This is a genomic window from Kitasatospora sp. NPDC088264 (genome assembly GCF_040685715.1).
Taxonomy (GTDB): domain Bacteria; phylum Actinomycetota; class Actinomycetes; order Streptomycetales; family Streptomycetaceae; genus Kitasatospora.
On record NZ_JBFBIR010000013.1, the window covers coordinates 128,319 to 143,436 of the forward strand.

14 protein-coding genes and 2 pseudogenes are annotated in these 15,118 nt (G+C 71.0%); 2 read left to right on the forward strand and 14 right to left on the reverse strand.

What is annotated here, in order from left to right; genetic code table 11:
• Positions 1 to 93 precede the first annotated feature (93 nt).
• The 13 genes and pseudogenes from AB0O82_RS13675 to AB0O82_RS13735 form a co-directional block, all read right to left on the reverse strand.
• Positions 94 to 555, reverse strand: a complete 462-nt coding sequence (locus AB0O82_RS13675) for an NUDIX domain-containing protein (protein ID WP_363583223.1) — start codon at positions 553 to 555, stop codon at positions 94 to 96.
• A gap of 197 nt (positions 556 to 752) precedes the next feature.
• The gene (locus tag AB0O82_RS13680; protein WP_363583225.1) at positions 753 to 1,664 is read right to left on the reverse strand and encodes a hypothetical protein; all 912 of its coding nucleotides are present in this window, start codon (positions 1,662 to 1,664) and stop codon (positions 753 to 755) included.
• Positions 1,665 to 1,715: 51 nt separating this feature from the next.
• On the reverse strand, positions 1,716 to 2,327 hold the full coding sequence (locus tag AB0O82_RS13685) for a DUF5753 domain-containing protein (protein WP_363583227.1): 612 nt from the start codon (positions 2,325 to 2,327) through the stop codon (positions 1,716 to 1,718).
• Positions 2,324 to 2,710 carry a LuxR C-terminal-related transcriptional regulator gene (locus tag AB0O82_RS13690; protein ID WP_363583278.1) on the reverse strand — a complete coding sequence of 129 codons (387 nt, stop codon included), beginning with the start codon at positions 2,708 to 2,710 and terminating at the stop codon, positions 2,324 to 2,326. Before AB0O82_RS13690 ends, AB0O82_RS13685 begins: the two co-directional genes overlap by 4 nt.
• A gap of 3 nt (positions 2,711 to 2,713) precedes the next feature.
• The gene (locus tag AB0O82_RS13695; protein ID WP_363583229.1) at positions 2,714 to 3,301 is read right to left on the reverse strand and encodes a helix-turn-helix transcriptional regulator; all 588 of its coding nucleotides are present in this window, start codon (positions 3,299 to 3,301) and stop codon (positions 2,714 to 2,716) included.
• Positions 3,302 to 3,497: 196 nt separating this feature from the next.
• Positions 3,498 to 3,731, reverse strand: a complete 234-nt coding sequence (locus AB0O82_RS13700) for a hypothetical protein (protein WP_363583231.1) — start codon at positions 3,729 to 3,731, stop codon at positions 3,498 to 3,500.
• Positions 3,732 to 3,786: 55 nt separating this feature from the next.
• A complete protein-coding gene (locus AB0O82_RS13705) occupies positions 3,787 to 5,232 on the reverse strand; it encodes a Mur ligase domain-containing protein (RefSeq protein WP_363583233.1) in 1,446 nt (481 codons plus the stop codon).
• Between the two features lie 3 nt (positions 5,233 to 5,235).
• Entirely contained in the window at positions 5,236 to 5,925 is a 690-nt protein-coding gene (locus AB0O82_RS13710; protein ID WP_363583235.1) for a hypothetical protein, read from the reverse strand.
• 2 nt (positions 5,926 to 5,927) lie between these two features.
• Complete coding sequence (locus tag AB0O82_RS13715) at positions 5,928 to 6,536, reverse strand: hypothetical protein (protein ID WP_363583237.1); 609 nt, start codon at positions 6,534 to 6,536, stop codon at positions 5,928 to 5,930.
• A 47-nt stretch (positions 6,537 to 6,583) separates the two neighbouring features.
• On the reverse strand, positions 6,584 to 7,987 hold the full coding sequence (locus AB0O82_RS13720; RefSeq protein WP_363583239.1) for a glutamine synthetase family protein: 1,404 nt from the start codon (positions 7,985 to 7,987) through the stop codon (positions 6,584 to 6,586).
• Positions 7,987 to 9,498 (reverse strand): annotated as a pseudogene (locus AB0O82_RS13725) (amino acid permease). The gene AB0O82_RS13720 and the pseudogene AB0O82_RS13725 overlap by 1 nt, the downstream one beginning before the upstream one ends.
• A 61-nt stretch (positions 9,499 to 9,559) precedes the next feature.
• A complete protein-coding gene (locus AB0O82_RS13730) occupies positions 9,560 to 10,534 on the reverse strand; it encodes a hypothetical protein (RefSeq protein WP_363583241.1) in 975 nt (324 codons plus the stop codon).
• Entirely contained in the window at positions 10,534 to 11,466 is a 933-nt protein-coding gene (locus AB0O82_RS13735) for an SAM-dependent methyltransferase (protein ID WP_363583243.1), read from the reverse strand. The genes AB0O82_RS13730 and AB0O82_RS13735 overlap by 1 nt, the downstream gene beginning before the upstream one ends.
• A 492-nt stretch (positions 11,467 to 11,958) precedes the next feature.
• Between AB0O82_RS13735 and AB0O82_RS13740 the strand changes: the two are divergent.
• Together AB0O82_RS13740 and AB0O82_RS13745 are read left to right on the forward strand one after the other, a co-directional pair.
• Positions 11,959 to 12,126, forward strand: a pseudogene (locus AB0O82_RS13740) (helix-turn-helix transcriptional regulator); the annotation flags it as partial.
• 87 nt (positions 12,127 to 12,213) lie between these two features.
• Complete coding sequence (locus AB0O82_RS13745) at positions 12,214 to 13,320, forward strand: hypothetical protein (RefSeq protein ID WP_363583280.1); 1,107 nt, start codon at positions 12,214 to 12,216, stop codon at positions 13,318 to 13,320.
• On the opposite strand, the gene AB0O82_RS13750 is transcribed toward AB0O82_RS13745, so the two are convergent.
• Positions 13,301 to 15,082, reverse strand: coding sequence for a prolyl oligopeptidase family serine peptidase (locus AB0O82_RS13750; protein ID WP_363583245.1), 1,782 nt, complete (start codon positions 15,080 to 15,082; stop codon positions 13,301 to 13,303). The genes AB0O82_RS13745 and AB0O82_RS13750 overlap by 20 nt on opposite strands.
• Between the last annotated feature and the right edge of the window lie 36 nt (positions 15,083 to 15,118).

A 15,118-nucleotide genomic window follows, 5' to 3' on the forward strand; every position in this document is an offset into this window, starting at 1 on the left:
ACCTGCAGGGGTGGCGGGTGGTCACGCGGTCGCTGCTCATTTTCGTGGTGGCGACGAGATGGGTGGGACGCAGCTGGGGCGGCATCTGATGCGTTACTCGGCCCCTGGCGAGGGCCAGTCCAGCGGGACGAACAGCGGGCCGGCCTCCAGGTAGCCGGCGAGCGCCCCGGCCGTACTGGGGAACATCGGCGTCGGCAGATCCCTGATGGGCGACCAGCGGACCTCCAGGTGCTTGTGTGGCTCCCGGTTGGTCAGCTCGCCGTGCCACCGCTCGGCGGCGAACAGGAAGTGGACGTACTGGCCGTGGCCGTCCCAGCCCTGGGCGACGTGCAGGACCCGGTCGAGGCGCAGGTCGGCCGGGGCCACGACCAAGCCGGTCTCCTCGTGCAGTTCACGCGCTGCCGCCCGGTCCGCGCTCTCGCCTGGGTCGACCTTGCCACCGGGCAGCGTCCAGGCCGGCTGAGGATGCCAGCTGCGCGAGCCGTAGTGGACGGTGACGATCCGGTCGAGTTCGCGGTCGTGGACCACGACACTGACCGTCAGTCGACTGGACACAAGGCCTCCTGATAGCACGGGCGTTGACGACGAACGCCCGTCGGAACTGGCCTGGAGTGACGATCCTGGCAGGGCCAGCCGACAACGGGCGGCGTGTCGCCGGACGCTTCACTCGATCGGGGCGACATCAGTTCGATCCCGGCGTGGTGCCGTGCCTTGCAGCCCTCGGGATCGCCGGCGGCGGATGCCGTGTGGGCTCACACCGGCGTGGAGTGGCGGTAGTCGAACGTTGGGTGGCGCTCCAGGCCGGCGAGCAACTCGTCTGAGTCCCATACGGAGTAGGTCAGCGCGTGGTCGGAGAACGGCAGCGGCACGACCGTGAAGGATCGCAGCGCGGGCAGCAGGGCTCGGGAGACGCGCTGCTGGTCGATGCGCTGGCGCGGGCCCTGGCGCCGGGTGATCTCGGGATGGAGGCTGGCGGTGGGGGCAAGGGCGTCCAGTTGCCCGAGGTGGCGCGCGGCGTGCACGGCGACGTCGTCCAGACCCACAGCGGTGAGGATGCGGTCCGGCTCGGTATCGGTCTCCACACCACCCCGGGTGCGGTGCTCCTGGTGGCCGCGGTCGAGCAGGTCCGGCCAACTGGGGAACGCCTGCAACTCGATGCCCGAGTTGCTGTAGGAGTTGAAGTCGCCGCCCATGATCACCGCCAGGTTGCGACGGTTCCAGGTCGTGATGCTGCGGGCCTCAATCTGCCGGCGCTCGGGGGCACGGGATCCCAGGTGTACGGAGGCGCGATGGATCGGCGTGGAGTGCTCAGCGAACTTCACCTGGATCGCGCAGGGCGCGTGCCACCAGTCGTTCTCCTGCGGCCACTCGCCGATGACGCGAAAGGTGTCGGGGCGGATGAAGATGCCCGGCGGGTTGGGAGACTCCTTCGTCTCGCTGGGAGCAAGGAAACCCCGCATGGCGAGCATACGTTCGGCCTCGAACAGCAGCCGCTTCCCGTTCTCCCGGGAGTGCGTCATCTCCTGACGGAACAGGATGTCGAAGGGGATCTTGCCGAGCTCCTCGTGCGCGGCATACCACTTGTCGAGGTGGCCGCCGCCCCTGCCGTCCGATGTCCAGCCGTCGTGTTCCACGTTGTAGGAGCCGATGGTGATGACGCTCATGAACTGGCCTCCGCGAGTGGGATGGTGGCGAGTGCTGTCGGTCTGTTGAGGTCAGGTGAGCTTGAGGGCGGCGGTGATGACATCCCGGGCGGCAGGCGCGCCCTGGGCGCTGTCGCGCAGCAACTCGAAGGCCCGCTGGAAGACGGCGACGCGGTCCGGGTCGGTGATGGTGTGGGGGCCGGCGTAGCCCTCGACCTCGACGCGGATCCCGTCGTAGATCGTGAAGGATCCGCCCGGGTAGACGCGCAGTTGGGCGCGTGCGGGGATGACGCTCACGCTCAGCCCGGGCGTTCCTAGGAGGCCGAGCAGGTAGCGGAGTTGGGCGCGCATCACCGCGGGCTCGGCGATGGCCGTCAGCAGGGCTTGCTCGCCGAGCACGACGTCGTAGGTGCGGCCGTCCGCACCGAGGTAGCCGGCCCGGGCGGTGCGGGCGCTGACGCCCTGCTCGACGTTGGCGGGCAGCTGATGGAGGCCTACGACGCTGCTCAGGACCGCGCGGGCGTAGTCAGGGGTCTGGAGGGTGCCGCTGATGAGTTCGGGGCAGTAGGCGGCCTGCGTCCGGGTTTCGCGCGCGAGGCCGAGGAAGCCTTGCTGGGTTGGGCCGGTGCCGTGCTTCAGCAGATCGTCGGTGCTGGCCGGGGCACGGGGCGGTTCGAGGGTCACGGATGGCTCCTGATGCTGGTGGGTAGAGGGGATTCAGCCGGCGGGCGGGGCTGACGGGCAGTGAGGGCCGGAGCTGCATCGACCCCGGGGACGGGTACCAGGCCTGCCCGTGCCGCGAGCACGACGGCGCGGTGGCGGCGCTGGGCGCCGAGCTTCTGGAAGATCGTGCGGGTGTGGCCCTTGACGGTGTCGATGCTGATGCCCAGCTGCGAGGCGATGCCACTGGTGGGCAGGTCGCGGGCCATGAGAAGCAGCACGGACAGCTGCGGGCCGGTCAGCTGCGGCGGGTCGGTGATCGGGCCGGGCCTGGTGCTGTCGATCTTGATGATGCCAGCGGCGAGCGCCAGCAGGATCGCGGAGGTCCGGCTGGTCGCGCCCAGCAGCGCTTACGTCCGCGTCAGGTGGCTCTTGATGGTGTTGGCGCTCAAGAACAGCTTCGCGGCGATCTGCGCGTCCGCGTCTCCGTCGGCCGCGAGCTGCAGTACCTCGAGCAGGCGCGGTGCGAGGTCCGGCGGTTCCTCAGGCCGGGTCAGGAGCCAGGCGAGGTGTTGTCGTGCCCAGTCGTCTCGGTGCGCGTCCCGGTCCCCGCACGGCATCGGTGAGGTCGGTTCGGCCTCAGCGGTGTCGGCCGCTCGGAGTTCCTCCTCGTCGTCGCGGGAGTGTGCGCTGTTGCCCGGTCCGGCGGTGGTCCGACCGGCTGGCAGGACGAGGGGCAGGCGGGGCACTTGGCCGGGCCGCTCGTCCTCGGCCTCGGTGACGACGAGGAGGTGCCGGCCCTCGCGCGCGGTGGCGCGCGCCACCAGGCTGGCCGCCCGGTGGTGGCAGGCCAACACCAGACTGCCGTCGATCGACAGGTGAGAGTCCCAGATGTCCGGCTCGTTGGTGCCCGGCCACTCAGGCAGCGCGCCGCGCAGGGCAGCGGTGGGACCAGCGGGGTGGTCGGGGTGGCCGGGGGCGGTCACTTCGGTTCGCACGTTCGTTCCCGGCCAGCGGGCCACCAGGCGGGTGTAGCGCAGCCCCCGCCCTCGGAGCGATGGACGGTGCCGGTGACCGTGGGAGTGCGGTCCCGGTCGTCGGCGAACTGCAGCAGCGCCACGGGGATGCCTGCGCGCTCGGCCCACTGCCGAGGAGTGAGGACGCCGCTGGGGCCGCCGCCGCGCGCCGGGGTGGTCATGCGCACTCCGGCTCGAACGGCCCGTCAGTGGAGTACGGCAGGCCCTGGGACAGGTCTCGGTTGTAGCGGGGCGAGGCCGCGGTGCGGGCGGTAAAGAAGTCGCGGTCGGCGGCCACGAGGTGCGGGTCGGGCCGGTGGGCACCGGGCGTGCGCACCGGCAGGGGCCGGATCGCGGACGCCTCCGAAATGGCTTCGCTGATCGGCCGCCACCTGCTGGTCTGGTCGGTCATGTCCTTCTCTCATCTGAACTGGCCCGTAGGCGAGGGGCAGTCGGGTACGGGCGCCCTACAGGTCCTTCGGTATCGGGAACTGGGGTGCGCCGAGGTGGAAGAGCAGGCGCCGGGCGAGGCGGGCGGCGCGGCCGGTGCCCATGATCAGGACGAGGTCGCCGGAGGCCGCGAGTGAGGCGATCAGCTGCTCCGCCCCGGTTGCCGCCCTGTCCTCCACGACGTGGACGTGCTTGGCCTCCAGGCCGTGGATGGTGATGGCGCGGGCGATGGCGGTGGTGCCGGCCCCGGCGTCGGGGTGTGCCTGCGATTGGGGGGTGTGCACCGGCAGGAGCACCACCTCGTCGGCCGGGGACAGCCGGGCCCCGATCTCCGCGCCGAGGGCGATGGTGGTGGCCCAGCCGGCGGGTTCCAGGACGGCGATGACGCTGCCCTCGGTGAGCATCCGGGCCGCGCGCAGGTCGTGCTCGATTTCGGCGGGGTGGGTGGCGAGGGAGTCGACCACGGTGATCCCGCCCTGCCGGTGGAGCGGTGTCAGGGACCGCTCGGCGCCGCGGAAGTTCTCGCTGATGCCGGCCGCCAGGTCCTCGCCTCGGGAGCCCAGCACGCGGCCGGCCGCGAAGACGAGGGCCGCGGCCTTCGCGTTGTGCCGGCCCGCGACCGCCACGATGATGGTGTGCCAAGATCCGTCGTTGTCCTGGACGGTCACTCTGCTGTGGGTCCCGTCCCAGGTGATCCCCATGACCCGCACGTCCGCTTCGTGGCACTCCCCGACCCGGATGACCCGTGGGCCCGAGCGCTCGGCCAGCCGCGTCGCCAGCGTGCACGCATGCGGGTCTCCGGTGGGAAGGACCACGGTGGAGCTGCGCCGGGCGGCGGCCTCCAGCTGGGCCAGCGCGGCGTCCTGGTCCCGGTGGCGGGGAGGGGCTTGGGCCGCGTTGAGGATGATCGTGACGGTGGGCCGCAGTGCCGGGACGGCGTTGTCCTGGTCTTCGTCCTGCGCGGCGGCGATCAGCAGGCTGCTGGCGCCGTGGTGTCCGTAGTCGCCGCCGAGCGGCGCGTCGTTGAGCAGGTAGGACGGGTTGCGGTGGTCGAGCGCGGCGACCAGCATCACGGCGGCGGTGGCGATGCTGTGGCTGCCCGTCACCACGACGGAGGCCGGGGCCTCGTCGGTGAGCAGCGCCAGGGCCTGCGCGTGGTGCAGGATGGCAAGCCGCATCTCCTCGGCGCGGCCGAGCTCCCGTTCCTGCCCGATGCCGCCTTCGGACCAGAGGACAGCGGAGCGGTCGGCCCGGACGTTCGCGCGGTCGAAGCTGTAGCTGATGCGTGCTCCGGCTTTCGCCAGTGCGGTGGTGATCTTGCTCTCCGCTGCGGCGGAGCCGGTGACGCGGGCGCCGCGTTGTAGGAGCAGTTGCGCCAGAGCCGGCATGCCCATCTCGTCGATCCCGACGAGGTGCGGTGCGCTGAGTCTGCCTGGTCCGTCGTAGCGGTAGGGGTGGTCCATCGGTCAGTTCCGTGAGGTTAAGGGCTCGGGGGTGGTCGGGTCGGCCGGGGGCTGGGGGCCGGCACGGGCAACGGCCAGCTCCAGGAGCGCCACCAGGACGCTCAGTGCAGCGGCGCGGTCGTGGACGTCGAGCACGACGAGCACCGTGTCCGTCCCCTCGCCCAGGCGAAGGCGGGCGCGGATCTGCCGGGCGCCAACCGGCTGCCCGCCGTGGCCGTTGACCGCGATGACGCACGGGATGCCGTGCTCCGTCAGGGCATGGATCGCGGTGCGCCCGTCGGCGGGGCGGTGGGCGTCGACCACGACGACGGCGCCGATCGCGCCGTGCAGCAGCTCCTCCCAGCGCCGCCACAGCCGGGCGTCGGCCGGGGTGCTGAGCAGCAGGACGGCGGCGTCCTCCAGGATGATCCGCCCGACGGCCAGGTTCAGGGTCGCGCCCGGCCCCGCCGGGTGGCCGGGCGCCGTGACGCTGACGTACTTCTCGGCCAGCCGGGGAGGGGTGTCGCTGAGCACGGCCAGCAGCGCGGACTTGCCGACGCCGCCTGCGCCCGCGACGAGGACCTTGGCCAGCGCAGGCGGGTCGCTCGGGCCAGCGGCTGCGCCGTCGGCCGGGCCGGGCCCGGCCGGGTCGCCGATCCCGATCGGGTGCGGGGCTGGCGGGGGTGCAGAGTCGGCATGGTCGCGGGAGCCCATGGTCAGCTGCTCCTCTGCTGCGGCAGCGCGGCGGCCGGGGCAGCCACCAAGGCGTGGGCGTGTTCGACGAGCGTGATCAGGGAGCGCAGCGCGGGGCTGTGCTCGGCGATGTCGGCCGTCACGAGGGGGATGCGCGGGTCGGCCAGGTACAGAGCCCGGCGGACGGTCGCCGCTGCGCCCAGCCAGGCGGGACCGGGCTGGTTGATGACCACGGCCAGGGGGATGCGGCGCCGGTAGAGGTATTCGGTCGTGGCCAGGGATGACCCCGGATCGTGGGGGTCGGCAATCACTAGCGCGGCGTCGGCTGCGGCCAGCAGTTCCTCCCAGCGGAACCACAGCCTCTCCTCGTCCGGGACGGCGAAGAGCGTGACGGTGGCCTGCTCCAGGGCGATGCTGCCCAGGCCGAGCGTCACCGTCGCCTCGGGGTCCTCGCCCAGGCCGCTACCGGGGGCGGTGACGCTCAGCGGCTCGGTGATCTGTCGCAGCGGGTCATCGCTCAGGACTGCGGCCAGGGCTGCGGCTGTGCCGTGCGGCCCGGCCACGAGAACGGTCAGGGACGGGCACGGGTCGAGCAGCAGACAGTCCTCGGCGGAGGGGTGGAGGGATCTCAACAGGTGTCTTCCTGCGTCGGGTCGGACAGGGATGGTCGGCGGCGAAGTCAGGCTTGGTCGAAGCCGCGCGTGACTTCGAGGTCGCTGACGTGCCGCTCATGGAAGTGAAGTTCGGCATCCGCGGCCATCGCGTAGTGCGCGACGAGCTTCTCGCCGAACAGGCTCCCGGCCAGGGCGCTTTGCTCGAAGGCCCCAACCGCTTCGGTGAGCGACAGCGGTACCAGCGGGGCGGTGGTCTGCCGGTAGGCGTCACCGGCAACCGGCGCCGGCGGCGCCAGGTGCTCCTCGATCCCCCAGCGAGCTGCCGCCGCGGCGGCAGCCACCAACAGATAGGGGTTGGCGTCCGCGCCGGGCAGCCGCACCTCCAGGTGGAGGCCGGGGCCGTGCCCGACCACCCGCACCGCGCAACCACGGTTGTCGTGACCCCACGCGAATCGCGTCGGGGCGAAGCTGTGATCGCGGTACCGCTTGTAGGAGTTGACGTACGGCGCGAGGAGCGGCATGAGGTCCGGGAGCGCGCCGAGCAGGCCGGCCACCACATGCTCGCCCAGCGGCGAAAGCTCCTCGGGCTGGTCGGGGTGGACGAGCAGCGGCCTGCCGTCGCGCCACAGCGATAGGTGCAGGTGCAGCCCCGAGCCCGTCGAGTCGTCGGGCGCCGCCATGAACGTTGCAGCCATGTGGTGGCGTTCAGCGACCGAGCGTGCGGCTTCCTTGAACAGCACGTGCTGCTCGCACGCCGCCATCGCGTCGCCGTGGGGGAAGGTGATCTCCAGCTGGCCCGGCGCGCCTTCCGACTTGACCGCCTCCACCGGCAGCCCGGCGTTGGACAGCGCCGACGTCAGGCGCGCCAGGTACTGGGCCACCTTCTCCGGCAGGTCGAAGGCGTAGTCCCGGCCCGGTCCGGTCACCGGCCGCCGAGTGAGCGCACCCGCGCCCTGCCGCGGCGCTTGGTCCTCGTCCGGCCAGTGGTAGACGACGAACTCGCTCTCCAGCCCGACCCTGATTTCCAGGCCGAGAGCCGCCAGGTCGGCGAGTTGCTCACGCAGCACCGTGCCCGGCGCGACCGGCAGGCGCTGCCCGGCGGTGTCCAGCGGATCGGCGAGCACCAGCGCGGTGTGCGGCACCCACGGCACCACCCGCACCGACCGGGTGTCGGGGGCCAGGCGTATGTCCCCGTAGCCGTCGCGCCACCAGCTCTCGGTCGGCACCATGCCCAGGTCGGTGGCCAGCAGATACCCGCAGCCCTCCATGCGCATCGTCCCGTTTAGCAGCTGTTCCAGGACGTATTCCGCTGGGAAGGTCTTGCCGCGCAGCCGGCCCTGCAGGTCGATGGTTGCGATCCGCACTTGGCGCACCTCGCCGATCCGTACCGCCTCACGGAACTGGGTCGGTGTCAGCGGGCCGCGCAACTGCGGGCCCCTGCCCGGTGTGGGCATCGGTGCGGTGGTCATCACACGACCTCGGCTTCAAGCTCGGCCATCGCCCGGTCGGCGACTGGGACGCTGTAGCGAGGGCCGGCCACCCGATAGCTGACCTCCGCGCCGACCAGAACCACCACCAAGGCGATACCGGCGTAGTTGAAGGAGTCGACTGTCACTGGGGATACCTGCGGCAGGCAGAACAGCAGCGTCACGCAGGCGACCCACACCACGGCCACGACACCGATCGGCTTGCTCCAGCGGCCCAGGCTTCACGGCCCGGGCCGAAAGCGCCGTCCCGCACGCAGGCGTAGGAACACCGGAATCGCGATCGCCGGCGTGATCCCGACGACGTTGATCGAGGTGACCGCCGCGTAGGCGCTCGGCGAGTACAGCACCGGCAGGGTGAGCACCAGGGCCACGCCCACCGACAGCCAGACCGCGGCCACCGGCGTCGCGGTCCTCGGCGAGACCCTGCGCCACCAGGCGGAGCCCGGCAGCGCACCGTCACGCGAGAAGGCGAACGCCATCCGGGCGGCGGCCGCCACCTCGGCCGCACCGCAGAACAGCTGGGCGCCGATCACGATCAGCAGCAGGAGCTTCGCGCCGGTCGAGCCGACCGCGTCCAGGAAGATCTGCGCGGGCGGCACCCCGGTCGCGGTGCCGACGGTCCCGGCGTAGTCCTGGATGGCGAAGGTCAGGCCGGCCAACAGGACCAGGCCAGCGATCCAGGACACCCAGATCGAGCGGACGATCCCGCGCGGCGCCGCCACCGACGCCTGCGTGGTCTCCTCCGACAGGTGCGCGGAGGCGTCGTAGCCGGAGAACGTGTACTGCGCCATCAGCAAGCCAATCGCCGCGACGTACACCGGGCTGTGCCAACCGGTCTGGTTGGCGAAGTGCCCGAACACGAAGGCTGCGGGCTGGTGGTGGGCCGGAAGCAGGGCGAGGACGGTCACGATCACGCCCACCCCCACCAGGTGCCACACCACGGATACGCTGTTCAGGACGCTGACCAGCTGCACCCCGCGCAGGTTCACCAGCGCGTGCAGCAGCAGGAACAGCGCAAAGATGACGAACAGCTTCCCGGGCGTCGGGGCGAAGGAGAACTGCATCTGCAGCAGAGCGCCTGTGAACTGCGCGGCGCCGTAGTCGATTCCGGCGATCGCCCCAAGCAGCCCAAGGAGGTTGAGCCAGCCGGTGTACCAGCCCCACTTGGGCCCGCCGAGCGTGTGCGCCTGGTAGTACAAGGCGCCCGATGTCGGATAGGCCGAAGTGACCTCGGCGAACGCCAGGCCCAGGAGCAGCACCATGAAGCCCACCCCGACCCAGCCCCACAGCATCACGGCCGGGCCGCCGGTGGTCAGGCCGAACCCGTAGAGCGTCATGCAGCCGGACAGGATCGAGATCACCGAGAAGGACACCGCGAAATTCCCGAAAGGCCCCATCCGGCGTACCAGGACAGGGGTGTACCCCAGGGACTTCAGGTGGGAGTCGTCATCGCTGGCGCTCAACGGAGCGGCGCGGTGTATGCGGGACACAATTCCTCCAACGAGGTTTCAGGAAAAGAGAATCGGGCGGCGCGGTGCTTTGGGCGCTTCGGGATCAGATGCGGGAGGCTGCCCTGGCGGCCTGGCGTCGAGCGTCCAGAAGCAGGGCATGACCGCTACCGGGCCGGTTCACCACGCTCTCCCAGGGCTGGTGGGAGCCCAGCGGCCCCAGGACCTCGAACACCTGGGCCGCTTGGTCCTTCTTGTTGCCGGCCCACAGGGCGTGGGCGAGGTGGCTCAGGTCAGGCACTGACCGCGCCTCGCTCGCCTGGCCCAGGAACCATTCCGCCCAGACCCACTCGGTGTCCCGGGTGCACGGCTCCTGCATCCACTGGTTGCGCAGCAGTGCCTCCCGCTTCGGGGCGTTGCGGTAACGCTCCACGTGCAGGTAGAGCGGCAGGAGCCGCAGGGGCGAGCCTGCCGGGGCGTGGCCCATCAGCCAGCTCACGAAGCCTTGTCCGAACCCCGGACGGCCGTGGTGCAGCCACCAGCGCAGCATTCGGTGATGCCCTTCGCGGCTGTACGGGTCGCGCCGCTGGAGCTGCGAGAGCAACCACCACGGGCCGGCAGGCAGCAGAGCATCCGGCGGCTGCCCGCCGTGCTCCTGAAGTACCTGGCTCGGGTCGAGGACGGCCAGTTCCAGTAGCGCCACCCACGGAACCGGATCGGCCGGTGCGACCCGCGTCGCGTGCCAGCACGCCTCACGGGCCGTCTCGTGCATCGCGCCGGCCTCGGGGCAGCGCGCTTGTGCGGCGGCCAGCGTTCGCAGTACCGCCACCCGCGCCCGCAGCACGGCGAGGTCGGCGCTGCCCGGGTCCTCACGGGCCCAGTGCTCCAGCACATCTGAGCGGGCCGCCGCCCCCGCGAGAACCTGGCTGCGTGCGGTTCGCAGAGGCCAGTCACTCCCGGTGCGGGCCAGCAGCTCGCGGGTGGACATCCACCGCCCCGCCTGGAGGTCCGTCACCGCCCCACGTAGGTGGGCGTCCAGCCCGGCCGGGTGGAACACCACGTCGTCCACTCGGACAGCCATCACCGCACCTCGCCCGCACCCGGCAGGCCCGGCCGGCCGATCGCCCCGTACCGCGACACCGCGGCATCGCCCAACTTGGCAAGTACCAGCGGATCCGGGCACCATCGATTGAGCGTCACCAGGCCCGGGGCGGCGAGCAGCATACGGTCGAGGAAGCCCGCGATCTGCTCCGTGCGCCGGGGGAAGATCTTGATCCCATGGGAGTGGTAGATCGTGGTGATCGTTTGCCACATCGCCGGCGCGAAGTCCGCCGTGGGGTGGGAGAGCACCAGCCAAGAGCCGTGCGGCAGCCCCTTCATCAACTCCGTGACCAATCGTCGCGGATCTTCCTCGTCCGGGATAAATTCCAGGACCGACTCCAGCACCACGGCCACCGGCCTCCCGGCGGCGAGCAGCGAGCGCACCGCGCTGGAGCCAAGGAGTTGCTGCGGATCGCGAATGTGTCCGCGGGCCACCGCCAGCCGGCCCGGCGGAGGGCAGGTCAGCTCGGCCCGCAGGTGGCTCAGCACGATCGGATCGTGATCGATATGCACTACCCGTGCCTGCGGAGCCTCCGCCTGGACCACCCCGTGCAGGTGCGGGAGGGACGGCAGCCCGGCTCCCAGGATCAGTACCTCCCTTACCTGTTCGTCCTGGGCCAGGTGCCGCAGCGCGCGTTCCACGAACTGACGACGAGCCTCCACGGCTTGGGCGAAACCGGGCACCGCCCTGGCCAACTGCTCCGCTACGGTGCGGTCAGCGCGAAAGCCGTCCTTCCCGCCGAGCAGCTGGTGGTCGATCCGCGCCGGGAGCGCTCGGTCGATGTCCAGCGCGGCGCCGGGCGCCCAGCCGCGCAGGTAGGCCGGCATCCGGGCACCGGCCGGAGCATCGCCGGAAGCCGACTGCCGTCTGGCCTGGGATGGTGTCTGCTGCGGGTTCTGAAGGGCGGCCATGGTGTCCTCGGCGGTATCTGGAACTGCGGGTCGGCTGGGTAGTGCACCCGCACGCCGCGACGGGGGTAGCACGGCGAGCGGGCGGTCAAAGGGATGGGGCCGCGCCCGTGAAACGACGAGCGCGGCCCGTACTCCTCGCTGCGGCGTCGAGTTGAATGACGCAACCGCCGCAGGAGAGCTTCGGGATCATCCATCGGCGTCGAGTTCATGCTGACTGTCGGGCGATGGACGGTGTCACCACGGAGACGGACGCCTTCGGGACGTCCCGGGACATTCCATAGACTGCTGAACGGGGGATGGATGAGCCGTCGTGCGAGGATCGGCTGAACGACATGGTCTGCGCTCGATCGCAGTTCGTTGCGGCGGATCACAGAGAACCACTGCCAAGTCGGTGGAAACAGAGCAAACTTGCTGCATACATGCGGTGTCCGTGCGACAAAGCTGCCCCTTGGCTGCGGCGTTGCCGGAATCAAGAAGTTGGGGAGGCAGCCGATGGTGGTCAAGAGAAGGCCAGCCCTGGTTGCCCAAAGGGAGTTGGTCGGCCACACACAGGAGTCCATCGCGGCTGCCCTCCATGTGGATCGCTCAACGGTTCACCGTTGGGAGACCGGGAAGGGCGACCCGCGGCCGTGGCTTCGGCCACGGCTGGCGGCAGAACTGGGCATTTCCGTAACCCAGTTGCACGGACTACTGACGGTCGATCAAGAACCAAGCACCGATGGAGATCGACACGGGTCGGCTCCGGCTGTGGACACCGCCCGTCCTGCTGAACCGCCGGCATCCGAGCCGCTCGACGAGCCGACGCACTCCGTTGCGGGCGAGCTCCGACTGACCGACGGTGATGCCCACGTGAGGGACTGGGCGTCCGGCTTCAGTTCCCCAGCAACATTGCTGACGGATGCCCATCTGTGGGTGACCGACGACGATGTCACGGTGGCAGAGGGCATGCTCACGATGTTCCGCCAGCTCGACCACACGCACGGCGCCGGCCCGTTCGCCGCTCAGTTGACCACCTACATCGACACCGAACTCGCGATGCTGCTCGCCCGCCCCGCAGCGAGCGACGACACCGTGCACGCCAGGGCCCGCGTAGCCACCGGCTTCCTTGAGCTGGCCGGCTACCAGGCCGTCGACGCCGGAGATCCGAACCGGGCTCAGGCCTACTACATGCGCGCGCTGGCATTGACCAGTGCGACCCACAACCACGCCTATGGGGCCTACCTCGTCGCGGTGAACCTCGGCCACCTGGCTTTGCACAGCCGCCAGCCGCGCCACGCCCTGCGCTGGGCCCAGTCCGCTGCCGCAGCGGTGAGCACAGCGGCGAGCCCCGCGACGCGGGCAGCCATCACCGCGGTCCAAGCCCGGGCCCACGCCCGGATGGGTCAGGAGCAGGAAGCCACCGCCCTGATCTTCCAGGCGGAGCGGCTGCTCGATTCGTCCGTTCCCGCGGACGAACCGTCGTGGATCAGGTACTTCACACCGGCCTATCTGGCGGACGAGGTCGCGCACTGCCTGCACGACCTCGACCGCTCCCCAGCCGCCAGGGGCCACCTGGCGGACGCCATCGAGGGCGTGGGGCGCGACAAGGTGCGACGTCTTGCGATCGACGCTGCCTTACTCGCCTCGACATGGCTGCGCACGGGTGACGTCGACCAGGCGTGTGCCGCCGGCCGCGATGCCGTGAACTACGCGGCCAGGACCTCGTCCGGGCGCTGCGTCCAGCGCGTCGCTGGCGTTCTGGCGGGGCTCGATACCCACGCCCGCTACGCGCCGGTGGTTGAGCTTCGTGAGTACGCGCGCCTTGTCCTACCGGCGGCGGACCGAGCCGCGACGGCTACGGCTCGCAGAGCATGAGCCTGTAGAAGTCGAGCTCGGCCAGCAGCGCACGCTCCAGGGCTGCCGGCGCGGACAGGTAGTGGCCGACGCCCTCCAGGAACAGGGCCTCGCAGGGGCGGCCGAGTGCCGCGAGGTCGTTGGAGAGTCGGCGGGTGTCGTCGGCTGCGGCGATCTCGTCAGCCGTTCCGTGGATCAGCAGGACCGGCATGCGGACAGCCTCCGCGCGGACCTCCCCGGCCGGGCCTGCCAGGATCGCCGCGTGGGGCCGTTGGAACCGCGGCACGGCTTTTTCCCAGCGCGTCGGGTCGATGATCGCGGAGGTGGCGGTCGCCGCGGTGAACGGGCCCTGGCGGCAGGCGGCCTGCAGTGCGGTGTATCCGCCGGCGCTGGCTCCGGTGATGAAGACGGCGTCTCGGCGCACCTGACCGCTCTCCAACAGGTGTCGGGCGACCGTCGCGCAGTCCTCGACGTCGTACTCGCCCCAGTGGCCGTGCAGGGACTGCCGGAAGGCCCGGCCCTGTCCGGTGCTGCCGCGATAGGCCACCTCCGCGACGGCGAAGCCGCGGCTGACGAAGAACTGCACGGCCCAGTCCAGGCGCAGGGGGACGTCGTCGGTGGGTCCTGGGTGGGCTCGGACGATCAGGGGAGCGGGGAGCCCTCCGTCGGGTTGGTGCAGCAGGTAGTGGATGGAGAGTTCACCCGAGTGGGCGGTGTGGATGGCCGGGTTCGAGGCGGACTGGGCAGGGACGCCGTCGATGCTGGGCTCGATCGGCAGCGCTGGAGGCCCGCCCGGTTCGCTGAGATCGATCACGCGCACGGACGGGCGGCTGGTGGGGGTTGATCCGATCAGGAACACCTGATTGCCGAGAGCGGCGACGTAGGGCTTGATCGAGGTCAGGTTCGTGGCGTGCCGGGTCAGCAGCCCGTCGCGGCCGACGGTCACCAGCTGGGTGCGGATGCCGTCGTGGACGGTCAGCACGATCTGCCCGGAGTCGGTGAAGGCGTACGACCTGTACCCGCCCTCCCACGGGGCGGGCGCGCAATCGGCCTCCATCGGCGCTACCGGCTCCACGGTTTCGCCTGTCCAGCGGTAGAGGTTCCACCATCCGGTGCGGTCGGACATGAAGTACAGCTGCCCGTCGGGGCCCCAGAGCGGCTGGACCACGGCTTCCTGATCGCTGCCTGCGACCAGGTGCCCCGGGCCCTTCCGGTCGGGCAGCACGTCGGTCAGCAGAAGTCGGGTGGAGTCCCACGGCATCCGGTCGGCGTCCCATTCCAGGTACGCGAGCGCCCCGCAGTGCAGCTGCGGGGCGGCGAGGAAGCCGGTCGAGCTGACCAGCACCCGGGCCTCGCCCTGCGGGGTGATCTCGACGATCTGGTCGCCCTCGTCGGTGCCCCGGACGGCAAGCAGGGTGTCCTCAGCGTGGTGCAGCTCGCCGTACTGGTACCCGTCGGCCACAGCGACGGCCGACTCCGGCTCGACGCCAGGCCGGAGCCGGTAGACCTTACTGTCCTCGGCGATCACCCACTGGGTGTCGGCGGCGACCGCGAAGGAGCCGCCGCCGTAGGCGTGAAGCCAGCCGCCCACTGATACTCCGGGCGGCGTCTGCGCCAGGGCCGGGCCGGATGGGCTCGCGCGCATCAACCGGCGGGCCCCGCCCAGGTCCGGGTCGGACTGGAGCCACCACAGCGCCCCGTCCGCGGTGAGCAGTTCATCATGCGACACCTGTTTGCGCGCCACGCACTTCGCTGCGAGCGGCCCGCCGTTCTCCCCGGTCATCCGTTCCCCTCGGCCGTCGATGTGCCCGGGCTCGAA

Excerpts from the sequence above, each read along its gene's own strand:
- AB0O82_RS13710 (WP_363583235.1), bottom strand. The coding sequence starts at position 5,925 with ATGGGCTCCCGCGACCATGCCGACTCTGCACCCCCGCCAGCCCCGCAC.
- AB0O82_RS13735 (WP_363583243.1), bottom strand. The coding sequence starts at position 11,466 with ATGGCCGCCCTTCAGAACCCGCAGCAGACACCATCCCAGGCCAGACGG.
- AB0O82_RS13720 (WP_363583239.1), bottom strand. The coding sequence starts at position 7,987 with ATGACCACCGCACCGATGCCCACACCGGGCAGGGGCCCGCAGTTGCGC.
- AB0O82_RS13705 (WP_363583233.1), bottom strand. The coding sequence starts at position 5,232 with ATGGACCACCCCTACCGCTACGACGGACCAGGCAGACTCAGCGCACCG.
- AB0O82_RS13700 (WP_363583231.1), bottom strand. The coding sequence starts at position 3,731 with ATGACCGACCAGACCAGCAGGTGGCGGCCGATCAGCGAAGCCATTTCG.
- AB0O82_RS13730 (WP_363583241.1), bottom strand. The coding sequence starts at position 10,534 with ATGGCTGTCCGAGTGGACGACGTGGTGTTCCACCCGGCCGGGCTGGAC.
- AB0O82_RS13680 (WP_363583225.1), bottom strand. The coding sequence starts at position 1,664 with ATGAGCGTCATCACCATCGGCTCCTACAACGTGGAACACGACGGCTGG.
- AB0O82_RS13750 (WP_363583245.1), bottom strand. The coding sequence starts at position 15,082 with ATGACCGGGGAGAACGGCGGGCCGCTCGCAGCGAAGTGCGTGGCGCGC.